This window comes from Stenotrophomonas sp. OVS01A, from assembly GCF_019969775.1.
Lineage (GTDB): Bacteria > Pseudomonadota > Gammaproteobacteria > Xanthomonadales > Xanthomonadaceae > Stenotrophomonas > Stenotrophomonas indicatrix.
Genome location: NZ_JAHXYV010000006.1, coordinates 94,305 through 115,673, shown reverse-complemented (window position 1 = coordinate 115,673; position 21,369 = coordinate 94,305). Strand labels below are relative to the sequence as shown.

General features: G+C 67.3%; 20 protein-coding genes. 11 read left to right on the top strand and 9 right to left on the bottom strand.

Annotation, left to right across the window (positions count from 1 at the left end; all coding sequences use genetic code 11):
- The first annotated feature begins 61 nt into the window (after positions 1-61).
- From LC407_RS17700 to LC407_RS17690, 3 genes are read left to right on the top strand one after another with little or no spacing between them, the layout of a single operon-like run.
- Positions 62-1,321, top strand: coding sequence for a histidine kinase (locus tag LC407_RS17700; RefSeq protein WP_088099864.1), 1,260 nt, complete (start codon positions 62-64; stop codon positions 1,319-1,321).
- Positions 1,311-2,081 carry a LytTR family DNA-binding domain-containing protein gene (locus tag LC407_RS17695; protein WP_033830239.1) on the top strand — a complete coding sequence of 257 codons (771 nt, stop codon included), beginning with the start codon at positions 1,311-1,313 and terminating at the stop codon, positions 2,079-2,081. Before LC407_RS17700 ends, LC407_RS17695 begins: the two co-directional genes overlap by 11 nt.
- A 32-nt stretch (positions 2,082-2,113) precedes the next feature.
- Complete coding sequence (locus LC407_RS17690; protein ID WP_025878392.1) at positions 2,114-2,458, top strand: hypothetical protein; 345 nt, start codon at positions 2,114-2,116, stop codon at positions 2,456-2,458.
- Positions 2,459-2,497: 39 nt separating this feature from the next.
- On the opposite strand, the gene LC407_RS17685 is transcribed toward LC407_RS17690, so the two are convergent.
- Positions 2,498-3,112 carry a hypothetical protein gene (locus LC407_RS17685; RefSeq protein WP_025878393.1) on the bottom strand — a complete coding sequence of 205 codons (615 nt, stop codon included), beginning with the start codon at positions 3,110-3,112 and terminating at the stop codon, positions 2,498-2,500.
- Positions 3,113-3,421: 309 nt separating this feature from the next.
- Between LC407_RS17685 and LC407_RS17680 the strand changes: the two genes are divergently transcribed.
- Positions 3,422-4,351, top strand: a complete 930-nt coding sequence (locus LC407_RS17680) for an oxygenase MpaB family protein (protein ID WP_025878394.1) — start codon at positions 3,422-3,424, stop codon at positions 4,349-4,351.
- Between the two features lie 128 nt (positions 4,352-4,479).
- Here the strand turns inward: LC407_RS17680 and LC407_RS17675 are convergent, their stop codons facing one another.
- A complete protein-coding gene (locus LC407_RS17675) occupies positions 4,480-5,067 on the bottom strand; it encodes a TetR/AcrR family transcriptional regulator (RefSeq protein ID WP_223483309.1) in 588 nt (195 codons plus the stop codon).
- Positions 5,068-5,200: 133 nt separating this feature from the next.
- Between LC407_RS17675 and LC407_RS17670 the strand changes: the two genes are divergently transcribed.
- On the top strand, positions 5,201-6,415 hold the full coding sequence (locus LC407_RS17670) for an MFS transporter (protein ID WP_223483308.1): 1,215 nt from the start codon (positions 5,201-5,203) through the stop codon (positions 6,413-6,415).
- A complete protein-coding gene (locus LC407_RS17665) occupies positions 6,412-7,587 on the top strand; it encodes an MFS transporter (RefSeq protein WP_223483307.1) in 1,176 nt (391 codons plus the stop codon). Before LC407_RS17670 ends, LC407_RS17665 begins: the two co-directional genes overlap by 4 nt.
- A gap of 97 nt (positions 7,588-7,684) precedes the next feature.
- Here the strand turns inward: LC407_RS17665 and LC407_RS17660 are convergent, their stop codons facing one another.
- A complete protein-coding gene (locus LC407_RS17660) occupies positions 7,685-9,796 on the bottom strand; it encodes a M13 family metallopeptidase (RefSeq protein ID WP_033830245.1) in 2,112 nt (703 codons plus the stop codon).
- Positions 9,797-9,970: 174 nt separating this feature from the next.
- On the opposite strand from LC407_RS17660, the gene LC407_RS17655 reads away from it, so the two are divergent.
- On the top strand, positions 9,971-13,033 hold the full coding sequence (locus LC407_RS17655; RefSeq protein WP_080150156.1) for an EAL domain-containing protein: 3,063 nt from the start codon (positions 9,971-9,973) through the stop codon (positions 13,031-13,033).
- Positions 13,034-13,408: 375 nt separating this feature from the next.
- Here LC407_RS17655 and LC407_RS17650 read toward each other — a convergent pair whose 3' ends face one another.
- Positions 13,409-14,290, bottom strand: a complete 882-nt coding sequence (locus LC407_RS17650) for a LysR family transcriptional regulator (protein WP_025878397.1) — start codon at positions 14,288-14,290, stop codon at positions 13,409-13,411.
- A gap of 94 nt (positions 14,291-14,384) precedes the next feature.
- On the opposite strand from LC407_RS17650, the gene LC407_RS17645 reads away from it, so the two are divergent.
- From LC407_RS17645 to LC407_RS17635, 3 genes are all read left to right on the top strand, one after another.
- The gene (locus LC407_RS17645) at positions 14,385-14,795 is read left to right on the top strand and encodes a DoxX family protein (RefSeq protein ID WP_223483306.1); all 411 of its coding nucleotides are present in this window, start codon (positions 14,385-14,387) and stop codon (positions 14,793-14,795) included.
- A gap of 43 nt (positions 14,796-14,838) precedes the next feature.
- Positions 14,839-15,648 carry a class III extradiol ring-cleavage dioxygenase gene (locus LC407_RS17640; RefSeq protein WP_223483305.1) on the top strand — a complete coding sequence of 270 codons (810 nt, stop codon included), beginning with the start codon at positions 14,839-14,841 and terminating at the stop codon, positions 15,646-15,648.
- A gap of 237 nt (positions 15,649-15,885) precedes the next feature.
- Positions 15,886-17,529 carry a Na+/H+ antiporter gene (locus LC407_RS17635; RefSeq protein ID WP_025878400.1) on the top strand — a complete coding sequence of 548 codons (1,644 nt, stop codon included), beginning with the start codon at positions 15,886-15,888 and terminating at the stop codon, positions 17,527-17,529.
- Positions 17,530-17,598: 69 nt separating this feature from the next.
- Here LC407_RS17635 and LC407_RS17630 read toward each other — a convergent pair whose 3' ends face one another.
- Entirely contained in the window at positions 17,599-17,847 is a 249-nt protein-coding gene (locus LC407_RS17630) for a DUF3297 family protein (protein ID WP_025878401.1), read from the bottom strand.
- A gap of 90 nt (positions 17,848-17,937) precedes the next feature.
- Here LC407_RS17630 and LC407_RS17625 point away from each other — a divergent pair, with 90 nt between their 5' ends.
- On the top strand, positions 17,938-18,480 hold the full coding sequence (locus tag LC407_RS17625; protein WP_223483304.1) for a hypothetical protein: 543 nt from the start codon (positions 17,938-17,940) through the stop codon (positions 18,478-18,480).
- 87 nt (positions 18,481-18,567) lie between these two features.
- On the opposite strand, the gene LC407_RS17620 is transcribed toward LC407_RS17625, so the two are convergent.
- From LC407_RS17620 to motA, 4 genes are all read right to left on the bottom strand, one after another.
- Positions 18,568-18,843 (bottom strand): DUF4031 domain-containing protein, encoded by a 276-nt coding sequence (locus LC407_RS17620; RefSeq protein ID WP_025878403.1) that lies wholly within the window; start codon positions 18,841-18,843, stop codon positions 18,568-18,570.
- 13 nt (positions 18,844-18,856) lie between these two features.
- The gene (locus LC407_RS17615) at positions 18,857-19,348 is read right to left on the bottom strand and encodes a hypothetical protein (RefSeq protein WP_223483303.1); all 492 of its coding nucleotides are present in this window, start codon (positions 19,346-19,348) and stop codon (positions 18,857-18,859) included.
- 133 nt (positions 19,349-19,481) lie between these two features.
- Positions 19,482-20,420 carry a flagellar motor protein MotB gene (gene motB, locus LC407_RS17610; protein WP_059065863.1) on the bottom strand — a complete coding sequence of 313 codons (939 nt, stop codon included), beginning with the start codon at positions 20,418-20,420 and terminating at the stop codon, positions 19,482-19,484.
- 3 nt (positions 20,421-20,423) lie between these two features.
- A complete protein-coding gene (gene motA / locus LC407_RS17605) occupies positions 20,424-21,278 on the bottom strand; it encodes a flagellar motor stator protein MotA (protein WP_012509934.1) in 855 nt (284 codons plus the stop codon).
- Positions 21,279-21,369 lie beyond the last annotated feature (91 nt).

Here is a 21,369-nt window from a genome sequence, read left to right as displayed (position 1 = left end):
TCGCTTGTTTGCCCGAAGGGCCGCTCTATGCTCGGCTCACCCCTTCCACCAAGGCGCCGCCGTGATCGCCAGCTTCTCCCTCATCATCCGTCATCTGCTGGCCTGGGCCGCGGCGCTGTTCGTTGCCGGCATGGTCTGGAGTGGCATCTTCAGCGGCATGAACGACGGCCCAGGCTGGGTGTTCGGGCTGCTGGTGATGTTCCTGATGATTTCCGCGCTGGGCAGCGCGATCACCCACGTGCGCCGGGTCTGGCTGGTGGCCGGTCGCCTCGATGGCGCCACCTTGTCCGGCCGCCAGCGCCGGCAGATCGAACTGCCGATGGATGCAGGCCAGGCCTTCGCAGTGGTCGAGGCTGCCGTCGGCGAACTGCCGCGGGTGGAAGAGGTGGAGAGTTCTGCCGGCAGTCTGCAGGTACGTGCCTATGTGCGGCGCGTCGACCTGTGGAACGGCCGGCAACCGTCGCGCTGGAACCTGCCGGCGCGGCTGGCGATCAAACGCAACAGCGTGCTGGCCACGGTAACGCCGGGGCAGGGCACCAGCACCGTCACCCTGCTGTTCGAACCGGACGCCGGCTGGTGGGCCGATCTGCTGGCACTGGATGAAGGCAGCAACTATGAGAACGCCGAAGCGGTGACCCGAGCGATCAGCCGCCGTGTGGCCGACCAGCGCCGCGACGAGCAGGCCGCTGCCGAACAGACCCAGGTGGAAAAGGAACTGTCGGTCGCGCGCTTGAACCTGCTGCACGCGCAGGTCGAGCCGCACTTCCTGTACAACTCGCTGGCCAATGCACAGGTGCTGACCCGCACCGACCCGACGCGCGCCGAGCAGATGCTCGGCCACCTGATCCAGTACCTGCGCAGTTCGCTGCCGCAGGTGGATGAATCGGTTTCCACGCTGGGCGTGGAGCTGGAACGTACCCGCGCCTATCTGGAAATCCTGCGCATCCGCATGGGCGCACGGCTGGCGGTGGAAGTGCAGGTGCCCACCGAGCTGCACGAAGTGAAGATGCCGGCGATGGCGCTGCAGACCCTGGTCGAGAATGCGATCAAGCACGGCCTGGAGCCCAAGCCCGGCGGCGGCACGATCTGGATTCTCGCGCGTGGTTTCGATGACCATGTCACCGTGACGGTCGCCGACGATGGGCTCGGTTTCGGACAGGGCACCAGCGGCACCGGCATCGGCCTGAAGAACCTGCGCGAGCGCCTGCGGCTGACCTGCGGCGAGCAGGCCGGAGTGGCGATCGTGGCCAATTTCCCCAGTGGTGTAGCCGCTACCATGACCCTGCCGCAGTCGGCCAAGGAGCCCAGCCATGCCGCTTGAAGCGCTGATTGCCGAAGACGAGGAGCTGCTGCGGCACTCGCTGGTCGAGCAGCTCGGGCGGCTGTGGCCGGAGCTGAAGCTGGTGGCCGAATGCGAGGACGGTGCCAGTGCGCTGGAACAGCTGGCCGAGAAGCAGCCGGACATCGCCTTCCTCGACATCCGCATGCCCGGCATCAGCGGCATCGAAGTGGCGCGGTCATTGGCCGAACTGAGCCCGCGCACCCAGGTGGTGTTCGTCACCGCCTACGACCAGTACGCCATCGATGCCTTCGAGCAGGGCGCGATGGATTACCTGCTCAAGCCGGTCAGTGACGAACGGCTGCTGGCCACGCGCGATCGCATTCTTTCGCGGCTGCCATCCACGCGCCAGGACGATGCGGTGCTGGAGCGCCTGCTGCAGCGCCTGGGTGCAGGCCCGGCCGCCAACGACCGGCCGCCCCTGGCCTGGATCACCGCCAGCAACGGCCGCGATACGCAGCTGATCATGCTCGACGATGTGATCTATTTCCGCGCTGACAACAAGTACACCACCGTGGTCACTGCCGCCGGCGAAAGCCTGCTGCGCACACCGCTGCGCGAGCTGCTGGAAGTGCTCGATCCGCTGCACTTCCGCCAGGTACATCGCTCCACCATCGTCAACATGAAGGCGGTGGCAGCCGTCAGCCGCGACGATACCGGCCGTGGCGTGCTGCGCCTGCGCCAGCGTGCCGAAACCCTGGTGGTCAGCCAGCCGTTCATGAGCCTGTTCCGCGGCATGTAGCCGCAGTCATTGCCATCCACCGAGGAACGAACATGCGCCGTATCCTGCTTGTAGGTCTCGCCGTGCTGGCCATCGCCGGCTGCGAAAAGTCCAGCAACACGTCGATCACCCGCACCAATGCCAATGGCGTGGACACGCTGTACAGCAAGAGCACGGTGGTCGATGGCGTGGCGCGTTTCGAATGCATCGCCAGCAGCAGTGGCCAATGCCATTACCTGGTGCTGGCGCCGGGCTGCAGCACCGACACCGCTTGCGCGACGCCGCCGCTGCGCCGGTTCGCGGTGGCCGCAGGCAAGACCGAGCAGGTCAGTGGCCTGCCGAAGGACTTCCGCCAGTGCGTCAGCGACGTGCAGAAAGAACAATGCCACCGTGACTGAGCACGGTGGCATTGTGGCTCCCCCCGGATTGCGTTCGGCTCAGTAAGCCGGCTGCAGCGTCATGTCGTGATGGTGTTCGGTTTCACCGACATGATTCAGGCGACCCACCAGTTCGGAGTGCTGCTTCATGCGCCCGATCTCGGTCATGATGCGGATGTCCTCGTGGCGCAGCTCGCGCTTGGCGGTGACCGCCTGCTTGTAGTCCAGCACTTCCGGATAGTGTTCAGCCAGGTCCAGCGCTTCGGCCACGTGCTCGACGCTGTCGGCCTTGGAGGTGATGCGCGCGCGGCTGTTGAAGGCCTTCATCCAGCGTTCGAAGCCCGCTGTGCGGTCGAACATGTTGGCCATGAACCAGATCACGAACAGGATCGAGATCCACGAGCCGAACACCACGACCACGCGGGTGAAGGTGATGTGGTAATCGTCGCGCCACAGGTAATTGGTGATCAGGCCGAGGATCAGCAGCGAAGCCGCCTGCCATCCGACGATCGAAGTGATCAGCCATTGGCACTTGGCCTGGGCCAGCACCGCCACTTCATCGCGGATCTGCTGTTCGCTGAGGCTGCGCCAGTGCGCGACCTGTTTTTCGAACGGGCTGCTGTAGAGCTCGTTGTCGCGAAGCAGTAATCCCAAACCCTTGAACAAAGCAATCATGGCTGGCTCCTTGTGGAACGTGCGGCGATCTGCAGTGGACGGTGTGGCGGGTTCAGTTCTAGCACTTCCAGCGAGCGGTGCAATGGCCTCAAGGCCACGCGGCACAAGGGCTCAGCCTGAACAGGTGAATATTGGTGCGACGCAGCATTGCCCGCGTGGCCTGCGACAAGATGTCGCAGGGTGAAATGTGCTGCGCGCGCACATGAAACCGCCGCTGAGCGGATGGGCTCGCTGTGCCGGTCGTGATCGACCAGAATCGGGGTGGACCGCGCAGGACGCGGTCCGTCCCTCCGCCGATCTGGACCCGTGATGCCGCCGTTGCTGCACCGTCTTTCCCGCCCCGTCACCGCGCCGATCCGGCGCTGGGTCCTGGATGCGTTTCCGCGTGGCCAGAGCGGCATCGACTACGACCATCCACTGGGCGATCCCGGCTGGTTCGGGCCGGACAGCGTGACCTGGCGGATGCACGCTGAGCTGCCCTCGATGCTGGCCGGCGGTCTGTGTGCGCTGATGCTGCAGACGCTGCATCCGCGCGCGCTGGCCGGTGTCTACGATCATTCCAATTTCCGCCAGGACCTGGTCGGCCGCCTGCGCCGTACCACTGCTTTCGTGGCCGGCACCAGCTACGCGCCGGCGCGCGAGGTGGAAGCGCTGGTGGCCAAGGTGCGGCGCATCCACGCGCAGATCCGCGGGCATACCGCGCAGGGTGAGCCGTATGCCGCCGATGATCCGCACCTGCTGACGTGGGTGCACGTCACCGAGGCCTACGGCTTCCTGCAGGGCTATCGCCGCTACGGGCGCGAGGTGCCTGCCGCGATCGCCGACCGCTATTACGACGAGTACCGCTGCGTGGCCGAAGCGCTGGGCGCGGTGGACGTACCACGCAGTGCAGCGGAAGTGGATGCGTATTTCTGTGCACGGCAGCCGGAGCTGGTGGTGGACGAACGCTCCCGCGAAGTGCTGCAGGTGCTGTCCGGCGTGCGCCTGCCGGTGCCGGTGCCCGGCCTGTCGCGCGAGATCTTCCTCGGTGCCGGTGCCGCGCTGCTGCCGGACTGGGCCGAGGGCATGCTCGAGCGCAGCACGCGCCAGCGTGCGCAGGCCGCAGCTTCGGCGAAGCTGATGCAGGGCATGGCGCCGCTGTTCCGCCGCGCGCTGCCCGACGGCCTGGCGAGCCGCGCCTGCGCCCGCGTGGGTGTGCCGGTGGAATCGTTGCGCGAGTGGCCGGCATTGCCCCGGTAAACGCCGACCTTCGGCACGCTGGCCGGCTGTGGTGGATGTGGACCTAGGACCGCACGCTTTGGCGCCCAGCCTCGTCCACGCCATTCGCGGATGGCACACGGTAGATCCACGCCATGCGTGGATTGGCTTTACGTGGTCGACTTCAGCCCACGCAACAGCATCTCCAGTGCCGCCGTTGCTTGGCGAAGGCGCGCATTGCCATCTTCACCTTCGGCTATCCAGAACGCGGCCTCGGCCAGGCTGCCGTAGATCAGCGATGCCAGCGCCTGCGCGTCCACCGGCGCGACCAGGCCTTGCGCGATCAACTGTTCGATCAGGCGTTGCATCGAGTGCACGCAGTTCCGCTGCGATTCCGGCGATGCGCCACCGAGCACCGCACGTGCATCGCGCAGCACGATGCGCTGGATCTCTGGTTCCAGCGCCATCTCCAGGTAGGCACTACAGCGCCGCACGAAGCCGTCCCAGGTGTCGGCGGTACCATCGCTGATCGCCTGCAGGCGCGCATCCATCTCGTCGTCAAGCTGGACGACCACCGCCGCCAGCAGACCCTGCTTGTCGCCGAAATGGTGATACAGCGCGCCGCGGGTCAGCCCAGCCTGGGCTGTCAGGTCGTCCATCGAGGCGGCGGCATAGCCCTGTTCGCTGAACACGCGACGGGCGGTGGCCAGCAGATTGGCGCGCGTTTCTTCCATCTCGGCGCGGGTGCGACGGACCATCGGGATCTCCTTACATACGACGTGCATGATTATTTACATACGGAGCGTATGAATGTAGTCTCATATTCATACGTTCTGTATGTATTGTCGTGGCGCCGCGTGCGCCAGGCAAGTCGCTGCCCTGGAGATTTCGATGGCCACCCCGTACCGCGACCTGTTCGCAGCCCCCGGCACCACCGGCCTTGCCTTGGCCGGGCTGCTGGCACGCCTGCCCCTGCCGATGACCGGCATCGGCTTCATCACCTTGCTGTCGCAGCTGCGCGGCAGTTATGCGTTGGCCGGCGCGGTGTCGGCCACCTTCGTGCTCACCTATGCATTGCTGTCGCCGCAGGTGTCGCGTTGGGTCGACCGCCATGGGCAGCGCAGGGTTCTGCCGTGGGCCACCGCAGCCAGCGCTACAGGCCTGTTGCTCCTGCTGGCATGCACGCTGCTGCGGGCGCCGTACTGGACCTTGTTCGCCGCGGCGATGCTGGCCGGCTGCATGCCCAGCGTGTCGGCGATGGTGCGGGCGCGCTGGACCGCGATCCACCGCGGCCGCCCGCAACTGCAGACGGCCTATTCGCTGGAGACGGTGTTCGATGAGGTCACCTTCATCGCCGGGCCGCCGTTGTCGGTCGGGCTGTCGGTGGCTATATGGCCGCAGGCCGGCGTGCTGGCTGCCGCCCTGCTGCTGGTCGTCGGCGTGACGCTACTGGTGCTGCAGCGTGGCACCGAACCGCCGCTGCAGGCCTGCGAGGGCGGCGCACCTTCGCGCTCATTGCTGCGGCAACCGGAGATCTGCCTGCTCGCATTGCTGATGCTGGCGATGGGTGTGGTTGTCGGCACGGTCGACATCACCAGCGTGGCCTTTGCCGAACAGCGAGGGCAGCCACTGGCAGCCAGCGCGGTGCTGTCGGCGTACGCACTTGGCAGCTGCGTGGCGGGGCTTCTGTTTGGTGCGCTGAAGCTGCAGGTGCCGTTGCAGCGCCTGTTGCTGCTGGGCGCAGGAGCAACCGCGTTGACCACATTGCCGCTGCTGTCGGTGGGCACCCTTCCTGCATTGGCCATTGTGGTGCTGCTGGCTGGGCTGTCCTTCGCGCCGACGATGATCGTGGCGATGTCGCTGGTGGAACAGCGCGTGCCCGAATGGCGCCTCACCGAGGGCATGACCTGGTTGCTGGCTGGCCTGAACATCGGCGTGGCACTGGGTGCCGCGTTGTCCGGGCAGAGCGTTGATGCCGGTGGTGTGCGCAGCGGCTTCGTCGTCGCGTTGGTGGCAGGCAGCGTCGTGCTGCTGATCGCCCTGCTCGCGCAAGGTGCGCTACGCACTTCTGCTTCGTCCACCTCCTCTGCTGGGATGGTCCCGTGAGTACTTCATCGCCCGCGCAAGCGTCGCCTGTGCCTCGCCATCCGTGGTGGGCCACCTCCGCCGTCGGCCTCGCTACCTTCTCCGTGGTCACCACCGAAATGCTGCCGGTCGGCCTGCTGACCCCCATCGCCGACAGCCTCAGCGCATCCGTAGGCACCGCCGGTCTGATGATCTCCTTGCCGGCACTGCTGGCGGCGCTGTTCGCACCGCTGGTGGTGATCGCAGCCGGTGGCATTGATCGTCGCCGCATCCTGTGCGCGTTGCTCGGCCTGCTGCTGGTGGCCAACGTCGCCTCGGCACTGGCGCCAAGCATCGGAGGGTTGCTGGCCGCGCGCGTGCTGGTGGGCTTCTGCATGGGCGGCATATGGGCCATCGCCGGCGGACTGGCGGCGCGCCTGGTGCCGTCAGCGCGCATCGGCCTAGCCACCTCGATCATCTTCGGTGGCGTAGCCGCGGCCTCGGTGCTGGGCGTGCCGCTGGGTGCACTGATTGGCGAGGCGCTGGGATGGCGTTGGGCCTTCGTGGTGATGGCTGCGTTCAGTGCAGCCGTCCTGCTGTTGCACCTGTGGGTGGTGCCAGCGTTGCCGGTGGACGGCTCGGTGCGCGCGCGCCACTTCGTGCAGCAGCTCGGCAACCGCAGCCTGCAGCAGGGGCTGCTGCTGACCCTGCTGTTGGTGGCGGGGCACTTCATCGCGTTCACCTACGTGCGGCCGCTGCTGACCACGCTGGCGAACATCGATGCGGCGTGGATCGGAGGCCTGCTGTTTGCCTATGGCATGGCCGGCATCGTCGGCAACTTCATCGTTGGCCTGCTGGCGGCGCGACGTCCGCGCGGGTTGCTGCTGGCCATTGCGCTGGGGTTGCTGCTGACACCGCTGTTGTTCCTGTGGACCGGCGGTACGCCGGCCAGTGGCGCGGTGGTGTTGCTGTTGTGGGGCCTGGCCTATGGCGGGGTATCGGTGGGGTTGATGACGTGGATGATGACGGCGGCCCCCAAGGCCGTGGAGATCGCTACGGCGCTTTACGTGGGCGTGTTCAACATCGGCATCGCGCTGGGCGCGTGGGGTGGGGGGCTGCTGCTGGATGGCATCGGGCTGCGCGCCAATCTCTGTGTCGCAGCCGGGTTTGCGGCAGCGGCGACGTTGGTCGTGGCTGGTATGCGCAGGCAGTAGATCCACACCACGTGTGGATGGCGAAAAACTGCCAACCGAGGTTGGCGTCTACCCATGGAAATAAAACGGGCGCCTTTCGGCGCCCGTCTGCGTTACATCACCACACCTTGACCCGCTTGTCCGGGGCCAGGTACAGCTTCTGGCCTTCCTTCACTTCAAACGCCGGGTACCAGGCGTCGATGTTGCGCACCGTCAACGCGCGGAACTGGCCCGGTGCATGCACGTCGGTCAGCAGCGAATTGCGCAGCGCCTGCTCGCGGCTCTTGCTGCGCCAGGCCTGGGCGAAGCCGAGGAAGAAGCGCTGGTCCGGGGTGAAACCTTCCAGGGTCTGGCCCGGCTTGCCCTGCAGCGACAGCTGGTAGGCGTCGTAGGCGGTACCCAGGCCGGCGACATCGGCGATGTTCTCGCCCAGCGTCAGCTTGCCGTTCACATGTACACCCGGGAACGGCTCGTAGCTGCTGAACTGCGCGGCCAGTGCATCGCCGGCCGCGTTGAACTGCTTGAGGTCTTCGGCCGTCCACCAGTTGTGCAGCTTGCCGGTGTCGTCGAACAACGCACCCGCGTTGTCGAAGCCATGGCTGATTTCGTGGCCGATCACCGCGCCGATCGCACCGTAGTTCACTGCGTCGTCGGCGGCACCGTCGAAGAACGGCGGCTGCAGGATCGCCGCCGGGAACACCAGGCGGTTCTCCAGCGGCACGTTCATCGCATTGATGGTCTGCGGCAGCATCGCCCACTCGCTGTGGTCGACCGGCTTGCCCAGCTTGGCGATGTTGCGCTGGTACTCGAACAGCTCGGCGCGCTGCGCATTGCCCAGCGGATCGTCACGACGGATGTCCAGGCCGGTGTAGTCGCGCCACTTGTCCGGATAGCCCATGCCCACGGTCAGGCCGGCCACCTTGGCCTTGGCGCTGGCCTTGGTCTGCGGTGACATCCAGGCCAGTGCATCGATGCGCTTGGCGAAGGCGGCGATGATGTTCTTGGCCATCTCGTCGGCACGTTCCTTGGTCTTCGCATCGAAGTGCTTTTCGACGTAACGCTTGCCGATGGCCTCGCCGACGGCATGGTTGGCGTCATCCACGGCACGCTTCCAGCGGTCGCTCTGCTGCGGCGTACCGCTCAGCGCGGTGCCGTGGAAGGCGAAGCGCGCATCGGCGAACTTCTTCGGCAGGTAGGCAGCGGCGCGGTCCAGCGCGTGGAAGGTCATGTAGTCCTTCCAGGCATCCAGCGGCTCGGTGGCCACCAGCTTGGACAGGCCGGCCACGGCCTTGGGCTGCCACACGATGAAGTCCTGCTGCTGGCCAAGCTTGGCGGCGTCCAGGAACGCGGCCCAGTCCATGCCCGGGGCCTTGGCGTTGAAGTCGGCCTGGGTCCAGGGGTTGGCGCCCTTGGTCACGTCATTGGTTTCTTCCTGCGTGGCATGCGCCTGGGCGATCTTCGTTTCCAGGGCGAGGATGCGCTGCGCCTTGCCGGCCGGGTCGGCCACGCCGGCCAGCTGCAGCACCTGCGCGATGTAGGCCTGGTACTGCTTGCGCAGGTCGGCCATGCGGCCACCGCCCAGGTAGAAATCGCGGTCCGGCATGCCCAGGCCGCCCTGCACCAGGTACGGCGCGGTACGGTCCGGCTGCAGCAGGTCCACCGACACCCACAGGCCGAACAGGCGGTCGGTGTAGAAGTTGGTGGCATTGAGCAGGTCGACGTCGGCGCGCACGTCGCCGCCGAGGGCGCGGGCCAGGCCGGCCTTGTCGGCGATCGCATCGATGTTCTTCAGCTGCGGCTGCACCGGTGCCAGGCCGCGCTGCTCGATGCCGGCCTCGTCCATGTAGGCGGCGTAGTAGTCGCCGATCAGCTTGTCTTCGCCGCTGGCCTGGGCGTTGCCGGCAGCGCCTTCCAGGATCGCGCGGGTGTCGGCCTGGGTCTTCTCGGCAATCACGTTGAAGCTGCCGAAGCGCGAGCGGTCGGCCGGAATCTCGGTGTTCTTCACCCAGCTGCCGTTGGCGAAACCGAAGAAGTCGTCACCGGCGGCGATGCTGCGGTCCATGCCACTGGCATCGAAACCAAAGCTGCCCAGCATCGGCTTGGCGGCAGCGGGGGTCGCCTCGGCCGGTGCGGCGGTGCCGGCGGCCGGATCGGCCGGGCGGTCGCAGGCGGCCAGGGACAGGCTGGCAACGATGGCCAGTGCCAGGGTGGGGCGGCGCAGCTTGGACATGGACTTCTCTTGCGGCGGAAAACTCCAAGTCTAATCCGCTGCGGGCCGGCTGGACGTGCTCGACAGGGCCAGCACTGTGCGTGATCTGGCTGAACACGCCGCAGCGATCTTCACGCGGTCACCGGCGTGGTGCATGCTGCGGGCTGGATGTCTGCAGCACCCGGGGGAGGGCGCATGCAGGACGGGTCGAGGCGTCAAGAATGGCGTCCGCCGGCCGTTGAGGTCGGGGATGTGGAGGAATCGTTCGCGCATGAAGCCAGCCGACTGCACAGGGAAGACCGACCGATGCCGGCGCTGAGACACGCGCTGGCCCGGCCGTTGCGTGCCATTACCTGGGGCGGCGTGGTGCTGGGCGTGCTGCTGGCGGCAGGCCTGGCCGCGATGCTGGCCAACGATTACCAGCGCCGGCTGGAAGCCGCGCAGCGGCAGAGCCGGGCGCTGGCGATAGGCAGCGAGCGCCTGCTGGCACTGGAGCTGCGCAACCTGGAACGGGCGATGGCCGGCATCGCCGCCGATGCGGCCGAGCTGTTCCGCACGGTGCCTGCGCAGGCGCCCGCGCTGCTGGACGCCGCCATAGCCGGCGTGCTGCGCCGGCACGCCGAACTGCACAGCATTGTCGTGCTCGATACCTATGGCCGCGCCCTGACCGCCGGCAAGGGCGAGCTGCAGCTGCCACTGTGGACCGATCCGCAGCGAAGGGGGCAGGGCAGTGCGCTGTACATCGGGCCGCCGCAGCGTGCCAGCGACGGTGGCTGGGTGGTGCCGCTGGCGCTGCCGATGGCTGGCGATCGCTGGCTGCTGGCACGGCTGCGCTGCGGCGAACTGCAGCGGATCGTGGGCGGTCTGGATGTGGGGCCCAGTGGCCTGGCCTCGATCAGCGACGCCGATGGCTACATGCTGGCCCGTGTCCCCGATCCGCACGGCACCGTCGGCCGCCGTTACACGCTGCCGGCACGCACGCTGCTGGGCCGGCAGGCAGTGGTCGAGCTGGGCAGCATTCCCGGCGCGGTGGACCAGATACCGCGCATCTCCACCATCAGCACCCTTGAGCGCAGTCCATTGGCGGTGCAGGTCGGTCTGGCAAACGAAGATGTGCTGAAGCCGTGGTGGCCGTATCTGCAGGCGGCGATTGCCATCATGCTGGCCTACGTGGCGCTGCTGCTGGTGCTGCTGTATGCCGTGCGCCGCAGCACGCACCGGCAGCAGTCGATGGCCGAAGAACTGCGGACCGGCCATGCCGAGCTGCGCCTGGCCCATCAGGTGGGCCGCGTATGCACCTGGTATGTCGACGAAGACGCTGCGCTGCTGCGCTGGTCACCGCTGGCGCGCGAGATCTTCGGTGTGCAGACCGATGCGCTGCCGGTGGCCGAATTCTTCGCCCGCGTGCACCACGATGACAGCGCACGCATGCAGCAGGCCTTCGATCAGGCCTTCGCCGGCAACGCTGTACTCGACGAAGAATTCCGCCTGGTGCTGCCCGGCGGTGCCGTGCGCTGGGTTGCCGCGCGTGGCCAGCGGGTAGCGGTGGTCGATCGGCAGCGGCGCATGATCGGCGCACTGACCGACCTCAGCGAGCGCTACCAGGCACGCGAGCAGATGCGCCAAGTTGAACGCCGCTTCCGCCTGTTGTTCGATCGCAACCCCGCGCCGTTCTGGGTGTTCGATCCGGACACCTTGCGCTTCATCGAGGTCAACGAGGCCGCCGTGCAGCAGTACGGCTACAGCCGCGATGAATTCCTGGCGATGAGCATCCTCGACATCCGCCCACGCGAGGGCTGGGACGAGGTCAAGGGCGCGATCGCGCAGGTGCGCAGTGGTGAACTGCAGGACGCTGCGGTGCGCCTGCACCAGCGCAAGGATGGCACGGTGTTCGAAGTGCGCGTGCACCTGTCGCAACTGGATTTCGATGGCCAGCCCGCGTGCCTGGTGCTGGCCGAGGATGTCAGCGAGCGGCTGGCCTACGAGCGCGACCTGGCCTATCACGCACGCCACAACCCGGCCACCGGCCTGCTCAACGTGCGCGCACTGAGCGAACAGCTGGACGAGCAGGCCGGCGCCTACACCATCGCCTATGTGCAGCTGCGCGGGCTGCAGCTGGTGGCCGATACGCTGGGCCGCGAGATCGGTGATGCGGTCCTGCAGTCGATGGCCTCGCGCCTGGGCGGGCTGGGCGCGCGCTTCGGCCTGCTGGCGTTCCAGCCGGCGGAGGATTTCGTGCTGGCGATCGCGCCGGAACACAACACCCAGCGCGTGCTGGACGATCTGCTGCAGATCGTCTCGGCACCGATGCGCGGCCAGGATTCGCTGCACCAGTTCGAACCCCGCATTGGTGTGGCCGTACATGACGCCGACGCAGGCCACAGTGCCGAACAGGCGATCGGCATGGCCGCGCAGGCGGCGCACGCGGCCCGCGCCGAAGGCAACGTGGTGGCCTGGTTCGATGCGGCGGTGACCATCCGCCTGGCCGACCGCCTGCGCCTGGCCGGGCGCATCCACGCGGCCATCGACAACGAATTCCAGCTGTACTTCCAGCCGATCCGGCACGCCAGCGATGGCAGCCCGGCGTCGCTGGAGGCGCTGCTGCGCTGGCCGCAGGCCGATGGCAGCTTCATCCCGCCCAGCGAGTTCATCCAGTTGTGCGAGGACACCGGCCTGATCCTGGCGTTGGGACGCTGGGTGATCCGCGCGGCAGCACAGGCGCAGCGGCGTCTGGTCGAAGCGGGGTGGGGCGAGCTGTCGATCGCGGTCAATGTGTCGGCGGTGCAGTTCTTCAACAGCGATCTGGTGGCCGAGTTCGCCCGCGCGCAGCAGGATTTCGGCCTGGCCCGTGGTGCACTGCACGTGGAACTGACCGAGAGCAGCCTGATGCGCAAGCCGGCACAGGCGATGCAGACCATGCAGCGCCTGCACGAGCAGGGCATCCGCGTGTCGCTGGACGATTTCGGTACCGGCTACTCGAGCATGTCCTACCTGCAGCACCTGCCGCTGGACGTCCTGAAGATCGATCGCAGTTTTGTGGCCGACGTGGAAACCAATCCCCGCAACGCATCGATCTGCCGGGCTCTGCTGTCGCTGGGCCACAGCATGGGGCTGACGATCATCGCCGAGGGCGTGGAAACGCCGGGACAGCTGGACTGGCTGGCCGCGCATGGCTGCGACCAGGTGCAGGGCTACCTGCTGGGGCGGCCGGCACCGCTGGAAAAGATCATCGCGCAGCTGGATGAGGTTGTCGCCTAGGCCGCGCTTCGCGCTCGCCGGGCATGGCCCGGCGCTACCGTGTCATGGGTGCGCTTCGCGCTTCGCCGGGCATGGCCCGGCGCTACCGTGTCATGGGTGCGCTTCGCGCTTCGCCGGGCATGGCCCGGCGCTACCGTGTCATGGGTGCGCTTCGCGCTCGCCGGGCATGGCCCGGCGCTACCGTGTCATGGGTGCGCTTCGCGCTCGCCGGGCATGGCCCGGCGCTACCGTGTCATGGGCGCGCTTCGCGCTCGCCGGGCATGGCCTGGCGCTACCGTGTCATGGGCGCGCTTCGCCCTTCGCCGGGCATGGCCCGGCGCTACCGTGTCATGGCCGCGCTTCGCGCTCGCCGGGCCATGCCCGGCGGACGCACGCTTACACCCCGGTTTCCACCAGGTAGTCGATGAAGCTGCGCACCTTGGGGGCGAGATGGCTGCGGCTGGTGTAGACGGCGAAGATGCCGATCGGCTCAGCTTCCCATCCGGGCAGGATGCGCACCAGGCGGCCATCGGCCAGCGCCTCGTGCAACAGGAAGTCCGGCTGCAGGATCACGCCCATGCCGGCAATCGCCGCTTCGCGCAGGACGTCGCCATTGTTGGCGCGCAGCAGGGTGGTCACTGCAACCTTCACTTCGCCACCCGGTCCCTGCAGGGGCCAGTGGTCGCCGGCGGCCCAGTAGCTGTAGCCGAGACAGGCGTGGGTCTGCAGATCCTCGGGGGCCTGCGGTGTTCCGTGTGCGGCCAGGTAGGCCGGTGCGGCACACAGGCTGATCCGCGATTGGCCCAGGCGCCGCGCGATCAGGCTCGGGCCCGGTTCGCGGGTGATGCGGATGGCCACGTCGTAGCCTTCTTCGACCATGTCCACCAGGCGGTCGGACAGCGCCAGGTCCAGTTCGACCTGTGGGAAGCGTTCGCGGTAGCCGGCCAGCAACGGGCCGAGGCGGGCGATGCCCCAGCTGACCGGTGCGTTGATGCGCAGCGTGCCGGACGGCTCCAGCGCCTGTGCGCCGATGCTGGCCTCAAGCGCATCGAACTCGGCGAGCAGGCGCACGCACTGCGCGTAGTAGGCGGCACCGGCGCTGGTCGGGCTGACCCGGCGGGTGGTGCGGTGGAGCAGGCGGGTGGACAGGCGCTTTTCCAGTGCGGCGACCTGGCGGGTGACACCGGCCGTGGACATGTCCAGCGCCTGTGCGGCGGCGCTGAAGCCGTTGCGTTCGACCACCGCGACGAACACGCGCATGGCATCCAGGGTGTCCATTGTTGCGCCTTATGAAATAAATACGGTCGATCCATCGTATTTATCGGCAATCGAGGGCGCAATAACCTGTGCCCTGTCCCTACCGAGGTGCCCCATGAACGCGACCCCCACTCCCCTGTCCCCGCTCGCCCCGTACGCCGCGACCCTGCTGCGGTTGGCCCTGGGCGTGTTGTTCCTGGTCCATGCGCTGACCAAACTGCTGGTGTTCACTCCGGCAGGTACGGCGGCCTTCTTCGAGTCGCTGGGCCTGCCCAGCGTGTTGGGCTACCTCACCATCGCCGTTGAACTGGCGATTTCCGCAGCGCTGCTGCTCGGCATCTACGCGCGCTGGATCGGCCTGCTCGGTGTGCCGCTGCTGCTGGGCACCATCGTGACGGTGCACGGCGCCAACGGTTTCAGCTTCGCCAATGCTGGCGGTGGCTGGGAATACCCGGCGTTCTGGGCGCTGGCCCTGGTCGTGCTGTTCCTGCTGGGCGATGGCCGCTGGACCCTGCGTTCGCGCTGAACGTCCCCCGGCCCGCTGCCTGTTCCTGTGATTGGAGAAGATCATGTCCCGCCTGCCTTCGCTGTACATCTCCCACGGCTCGCCGATGACCGCCCTGCATCCGGGCCAGGTCGGCGTGCGGCTGGCCGAGCTGGCCCGCGACCTGCCAACGCCGCGTGCGATCGTCATCGCCTCGGCGCATTGGCTGGCCCGGCAGCCGCTGGTCGGCAACCATCCGCAGCCGCCCACCTTCCACGATTTCGGCGGCTTCCCACGCGAACTGTTCGCGCTGCAGTACCCGGCGCCCGGTGATCCGGCGTTGGCTGAAGAGGTGGCGGGCCGCATCGCCGCCGCCGGCCTGCCGGTGGCACTCGATCCGCAACGTGGCCTCGACCACGGCGCGTGGGTGCCGCTGCGCCTGCTGCACCCGCAGGCCGACATCCCGGTGGTGCCGGTGTCGATCCAGCCGATGCTGGGCCCGCAGCATCAGTTCGCGCTGGGCCGTGCGCTGGCGCCGCTGCGCGAACAGGGCGTGCTGCTGATCGGTTCGGGCAGCATCACCCACAACCTGCACGACTGGGGCCATTACCAGGACGGCAAGCAAGCGCCCTACGTGCGCCCCTTCATCGACTGGGTGGAGCAGCGGCTGGCCGCCAATGACCGCGATGCCCTGTTCGACTACCGCCGACAGGCGCCGTTTGCCGAGCGTGCGCATCCCACCGATGAGCATCTGCTGCCGCTGTACTTTGCGATGGGTGCGGCGGGGGAGGGCGGTTTCGGTGCGCAGCGCATCGATGCGGGTATCGATGCCGGCTTCCTGGCGATGGACCTCTACCGCTTCGATGGTGCCGACCGCGCTCAGGACGCGGCATGACCCCACCGCTGCTGCCAGGGCTGGAACGCCCTGCATCAGGACACGTGCAGGGCCGGTTGGCAGTGCTGCATGACGACGTGGCCAGCACGCCGGCCTGATCGGGCGGCGCTTGCTGTCGCGGTCCTGACGCGCATTCAGATCGCTGGCCGCAGTGGCGGCCTGCTGTGTTAAGTTTTTTCCCGTCCCCCGGCGCACTCCGGTTTTTCCGGCCCCACGCGCCGCTCCTGTGGAAGAAGCATGCACACCATCGAAGTCGTCCTGGCGATGCTGGTGGCCGTTGTCGCCAGCGGTTACCTGGTTCGCGTCCTGCCATTCTCGTTGCCGCTGCCGCTGGTGCAGATCGGCCTCGGCGCGGTGATCGCCGGGGTATTCAACCGCGGCCATGCACTGGAACCGGAAGTGTTCTTCCTGCTGTTCCTGCCGCCACTGCTGTTCCTCGATGGCTGGCGCATTCCCAAGCAGGGCCTGTTCCGCGACAAGGGCGCGATCCTCGAACTGGCGTTCGGGCTGGTGGTGTTCACCGTGATCGGCGCGGGCCTGCTGATCCACTGGATGATTCCGGTGATGCCACTGGCGGTGTGTTTCGCGCTGGCCGCGATCGTGTCACCGACCGATCCTGTGGCGGTCGGCGCGATCGCTGCCAAGGCACCGATTCCCAAGCGCCTGATGCACATCCTGGAAGGCGAGTCGCTGCTCAACGATGCCTCCGGCCTGGTCTGCTTCCGCTTCGCGGTAGCGGCGGTGATGACCGGTACTTTCTCGTTGGCGACCGCCTCGCTGACCTTCGTGTGGGTGGCGGTGGCCGGCCTGGCCGTCGGCGTGGCGGTCACCCTGGGCGTGTCCACGTTCCAGCGCTGGCTGTGGCGCCGTTTCGGCGAAGAGCCGGGCGCGGCGATGCTGGTCAACCTGCTGATCCCGTTCGCGGCGTACCTGCTGGCCGAAGAGATCAATGCTTCGGGCATCCTCGCTGCGGTCGCAGCGGGTATTTCGATGAGCTACGTGGAAATGACCGGCCGTGTCTCCGGCAGCATGCGCGTGCAGCGTGCCGGCGTCTGGAACATGCTGCAGTTCAGCTTCAACGGCATCATGTTCGTGCTGCTGGGCGAGCAGCTGCCGGGCATCGTCGAACGTGCCACCACCACCATGAACGAGAGCGGCCACCAGAGCGCGTGGTGGCTGCTGGTGTACGTGCTGGTGATCAACGCGACGTTGATCGCGCTGCGCCTGCTGTGGGTGTGGCTGTCGCTGCGCTGGAACCTGCTGCGTGCGCGTCGCCGCGGCCTGGAGCGTGGCGAGGCACCGAACTGGCGCATCGTGGTGGCCACCTCGGTGGCGGGTGTGCGTGGTGCGATCACCCTGGCCGGCGTGTTGACGCTGCCATTGTTCCTGCCCGATGGCAGCCCGTTCCCGGCACGCGACCTGGTGATCTTCCTGGCTGCTGCGGTGATCCTGTGCTCGCTGGTCGGCGCCAGCGTGGCGCTGCCGCAGCTGTTGAAGGGCCTGCAGCTGCCGGCCGATTCGGGTGAGCGCAAGGAAGAGGATCTCGCCCGCAAGCTGTCCTCGAAGGCCGCGTTGGCGGGCGTGGAGCGCATGCGCCAGCAGCTGGTGCTGAACCAGAACACCGAGAACGTGCAGCTGTACAACGACGCCGCATCGCGGGTGAGCCTGCTGTATCAGCGGCATCTGGACCGCGACAACCCGGACGTGGACCCGGAAAAGGTGAACCGGATGGAGATGGGCTATCGCCAGCTGCGCAGCGCCGGGCTGAATGCCGAACGCGAGGAACTGTTCCGGCTGACCCGCCGCGGCGTGGTGTCGGACGAGATCGCACGGCGGCTGATCCGCAACCTCGACCTGCTGGAATCGCGCAAGCGCGAGTGAACGGTATGCCGATCGGGGTCAGATCCCTTTCCGCAGGAAAGGGATCTGACCCCGCCCCGGGACCGCCGGTTACTCCGGCTTCTGTTCCAGGAAATACGCCTCGACCTTGCCCTTTACCTTGATGGTCATCGGGTTGCCGCGACGGTCACGAGCCTTGCCGGCCTGCACGCGGATCCAGCCTTCGCTGACCGAGTATTCCTCGACGTTGTCGCGCTCGACATCGTTGAAGCGCACGCCGACGCCGCGCTCCAGGGCCTGCGCATCGTGGAAGGGGCTGGCCGGGTTGATCGCCAGGTGGTCGGGAGGGGTATCGCTCATCGCTTCATTCACAGTGACGGCCACCACGGCCGGCTTCAGCGGTACAGGATAAACCGTAGAATGCCCCCCTGCTCCCGAGGACGTTCCGCCATGCCTGACAACAGCGACTATTTCGACTTCGAGGAAGACGCCCACGATTTCGACGAGGACGATTTCGAGGCGCGGGTCTGGAACCTGCTCGTGCTGATCAACCCCGGTGACGAAGAGCTGGCCCTGCAGCAGTTCAACCGCTGGCGCGAGCATCTGTCCGAGGACGGCCAGCCGCTGGAAGCCGATAGCGACTGGCTGCCGGCGCTGTTCACGGCCATTGCCTGGCAGTCGGGCTTCGAGGTCGAGCGTGATGATTTCGATTCGCTGCAGTCGGCGGTGAACGAGCTGTCGGCGCGCTTCAACCTGCAGCTGGACTGGGGTGGCGACCTGGACGACGAGGATTTCGCCGCGGAGCTGGATGGGGTGCAGCTGATGAGCACCGCCTTCGACCGCCTGCGCGAGCACAACTACACGCTGTGGAGCGTGGATGCCGGCAACGACGGCTTCAGTGGCTGGATGGCGCTGACCCGCGATGACGACGCCCTGCTGGCGCTGTGCTCGCTGCTGAACGTGGAAGTGCGCCTGGGCAGCGACCCGTTCTGAGATTCACCGGTAGCGCCGGGCCATGCCCGGCGGCTTCCCGCCGCGCTGCGCGCTCGCCGGGCGCGGCCCGGTGCCACCTGTACCAGCCTAGGGCTGGTACTGAGCCCTGGCGTTGGCGATCACCGCCTTCACCTGCGCCCGGTCCACATGCCGGGAGATGGCGACCGCACCCAGCGCGAGTGCCTGCGCACGCAGCTCGGCGGTGACATCGTAATGCGCCCCGCTGGCCTTGTTCTGGAAGGCCCGTGGAGGAATGCCGAGCTGCGCCGCCATTGCGTGCAGCTCGGCCAGGGTATCGGCCATCAGGTGCGCCCAGCGCTGACCGCGCCAGGGATGCACCGCGTCATCGACGTAGACCGACACCGCCGCCGCCGGATCAGGCCTGCGGCTTGCCGTCGGCGTCGGCGGCCGGAGTGGCCTCGGCGTCGGCAGTGACTGCAGCCGCTTCATCGGACGCTTCGCCTTCAGCGGCTGCGTCTTCAGCCTGCTCGCTGGCGAACTCGGCCACCAGCTTGTCCAGGTACTCCTCGGCGGTCTGGCCCGCTTCTTCGGCCAGGGTGTCGAGCAGCTTCTGCATCAGCTCGGAATATTCCAGGGTGACCTTGCGGCCTTCGGCTTCCTGCACGTTGGACAGGTGCTTGAGCATGGCCAGCATCGGCACCGGGTTGTCGGCGTTGCCCATGGTCTGGCCGCCGATGGCCAGCAGCCACTCGCGGCCCTGCAGGCCGATGGCGGCCACGGCCTGGCCGTCTTCGTTGACCAGCACGGCATGGTTCTGCACCTGCTGCTGGGCGTTCAGACGGAGGAACGGGCGCTTGGCCTGCTGCTTCTTGCGCTTGTCGCGCTTGGCCTTGGAAGACTGGGACATGGGGGTGTGATCACCTGGAGTCGGAAAGACCGCCATTGTAGCGGCCGCGCGTAGGTGGGGTCAGATCCCTTTCCATGGGAAAGGGATCTGACCCCGGTTCAGCGCTGTGCGGACCAGGGTCCGCACCCACGGATTACTTTCCTGACCCCTGCGCGGCCTGCACGTCCGGGTCCACGGTGGTTGCCGACAGGCCTACCTGCGGCCCGGCGCCGGCCAGCGCAGCTTCCTCGGCGGCCTTGGTCATCACCACGATGCTGATGCGGCGGTTGATCGGGTTCTGCGGATCGGCCTTGTCAAACAGCACCGACGAAGACAGGCCGACCACGCGGGTGATCTTGCTGTCTTCCAGGCCGCCATCGATCAGCGCGCGGCGCGCGGCATTGGCGCGGTCGGCGCTCAGTTCCCAGTTGCCGTAACCGCGCGCGGCCGAATAGGCGGTGATGTCGGTGTGGCCGGTCAGGCTGATCCGGTTCGGCACGTGGTTCAGGTACTCGGCCAGTTCGTGCAGGATCTGCTGCGTGTACGGCTTCAGGGTGGCGCTGCCGAGGTCGAACATCGGCCGGTTCTGCTTGTCCACGATCTGGATGCGCAGGCCTTCCGGGGTCAGGTCCAGCAGCAGCTGGTCCTTGAACGGTTCCAGCGCCTGGCTGCGGCTGATCGCTTCCTGCAGTTCCTTCATCAGCGCTTCCAGCTGCTGCTTGTCGCGCTGCTGCTCGTCCACCGGCTGCGGTATCGACTTCTGCTGGTTCTGGAAGGGATCGTTGCTGTTGCCGCGCGAAACATCGGTGGCGCCGCCGAGCTTGATCATCGAGGTGCTGGCACCGCCCGGCCCGGCCATGCCCGGCGCCGGCGTCGCGCTGGAGCCGACCAGCGGGCTGGGGTTGCGGAAGTACTCGGAAATGGCTGCGCGCTCGGGCTTGCTGGTGCTGGCCATCAGCCACAGCACCAGGAAGAAAGCCATCATCGCGGTCACGAAGTCGGCATAGGCGACCTTCCACGAACCGCCATGGTGGGCAGCGTGGCCGGCCTTCTTGACCCGGCGGACGATGACGGTGGGCTTGGTCTCGGCCATGGCTTACTTGACCGTCTTCAGGTGCTGCTCGAAGTCGGAGAACGCCGGGCGCACGTTCGACGGCAGCGTCTTGCGGGCGAACTCCAGCGCGATCTTCGGGTTGTAGCCGCGCAGGCAGGCCAGCAGGGCGGTCTTCACCGACTCGTAGATGCGGCTGTCCTGCTCGGCACGGGCTTCCATCGCCGAGGCCATCGGGCCGACGAAGCCATAGCCCAGCAGGATGCCGAGGAAGGTGCCGACCAGCGCGCCGGCCACATGGCCACCCACTTCGACGATGTCGCCGCCGATCGAGCCCATGGTGATGACGATGCCCAGCACTGCCGCCACGATGCCGAAACCGGGCAGGCCGTCGGCGACCTTGGTCAGCACCTGCGACGGCGCCATCGCTTCGGCGTGGTGCTTTTCCAGCTCCAGCTCCAGCAGCGGCTCCAGCTCATGCGGCTCGATGTTGCTGCCGATCATCAGGCGCAGGCAGTCGGTGATGAAGTCGATCAGGTGGTGGTCGGCCTGCACCTTCGGGTAGTTCCCGAACAGCGCGCTCTCGGCCGGGCGCTCGACATGGTCTTCCAGCGCCATGAAGCCTTCACGGCGGGCCTTGTTGAGCAGTTCGTAGACCAGGCTGAGGACGTCGATGTAGTCCTGCTGCTTGTAGCGCGGGCCCTTGAACACGCCGACCATGGCCTGCAGCGTCTGCTTGACCGTCTTGGCCGGGGTGCCGACCAGGAACGCACCCAGCGCGGCACCGCCGATGATGACCAGTTCGTAGGGCTGCCACAGCGCCCCAAGGCGGCCGTGTGCGCCGAGGTAGCCGCCCAGCACGCTGATGATGACGACCAGGAATCCAACGATGATGAGCATGGCGCGACGCAAGGAGGGGGGATATCTCCTTGTCGGCCTGACACCGGTGTTTCTGAAGAGGGAATTCTGTGAAGTCGGTCAGCGGGGCATT

Excerpts from the sequence above, each read along its gene's own strand:
- LC407_RS17695 (WP_033830239.1), top strand. The coding sequence starts at position 1,311 with ATGCCGCTTGAAGCGCTGATTGCCGAAGACGAGGAGCTGCTGCGGCAC.
- LC407_RS17690 (WP_025878392.1), top strand. The coding sequence starts at position 2,114 with ATGCGCCGTATCCTGCTTGTAGGTCTCGCCGTGCTGGCCATCGCCGGC.
- LC407_RS17685 (WP_025878393.1), bottom strand. The coding sequence starts at position 3,112 with ATGATTGCTTTGTTCAAGGGTTTGGGATTACTGCTTCGCGACAACGAG.
- LC407_RS17680 (WP_025878394.1), top strand. The coding sequence starts at position 3,422 with ATGCCGCCGTTGCTGCACCGTCTTTCCCGCCCCGTCACCGCGCCGATC.
- LC407_RS17675 (WP_223483309.1), bottom strand. The coding sequence starts at position 5,067 with ATGGTCCGTCGCACCCGCGCCGAGATGGAAGAAACGCGCGCCAATCTG.
- LC407_RS17670 (WP_223483308.1), top strand. The coding sequence starts at position 5,201 with ATGGCCACCCCGTACCGCGACCTGTTCGCAGCCCCCGGCACCACCGGC.
- LC407_RS17660 (WP_033830245.1), bottom strand. The coding sequence starts at position 9,796 with ATGTCCAAGCTGCGCCGCCCCACCCTGGCACTGGCCATCGTTGCCAGC.
- LC407_RS17655 (WP_080150156.1), top strand. The coding sequence starts at position 9,971 with ATGCAGGACGGGTCGAGGCGTCAAGAATGGCGTCCGCCGGCCGTTGAG.
- LC407_RS17650 (WP_025878397.1), bottom strand. The coding sequence starts at position 14,290 with ATGGACACCCTGGATGCCATGCGCGTGTTCGTCGCGGTGGTCGAACGC.
- LC407_RS17645 (WP_223483306.1), top strand. The coding sequence starts at position 14,385 with ATGAACGCGACCCCCACTCCCCTGTCCCCGCTCGCCCCGTACGCCGCG.
- LC407_RS17640 (WP_223483305.1), top strand. The coding sequence starts at position 14,839 with ATGTCCCGCCTGCCTTCGCTGTACATCTCCCACGGCTCGCCGATGACC.
- LC407_RS17635 (WP_025878400.1), top strand. The coding sequence starts at position 15,886 with ATGCACACCATCGAAGTCGTCCTGGCGATGCTGGTGGCCGTTGTCGCC.
- LC407_RS17630 (WP_025878401.1), bottom strand. The coding sequence starts at position 17,847 with ATGAGCGATACCCCTCCCGACCACCTGGCGATCAACCCGGCCAGCCCC.
- LC407_RS17625 (WP_223483304.1), top strand. The coding sequence starts at position 17,938 with ATGCCTGACAACAGCGACTATTTCGACTTCGAGGAAGACGCCCACGAT.
- LC407_RS17615 (WP_223483303.1), bottom strand. The coding sequence starts at position 19,348 with ATGTCCCAGTCTTCCAAGGCCAAGCGCGACAAGCGCAAGAAGCAGCAG.
- motB (WP_059065863.1), bottom strand. The coding sequence starts at position 20,420 with ATGGCCGAGACCAAGCCCACCGTCATCGTCCGCCGGGTCAAGAAGGCC.
- motA (WP_012509934.1), bottom strand. The coding sequence starts at position 21,278 with ATGCTCATCATCGTTGGATTCCTGGTCGTCATCATCAGCGTGCTGGGC.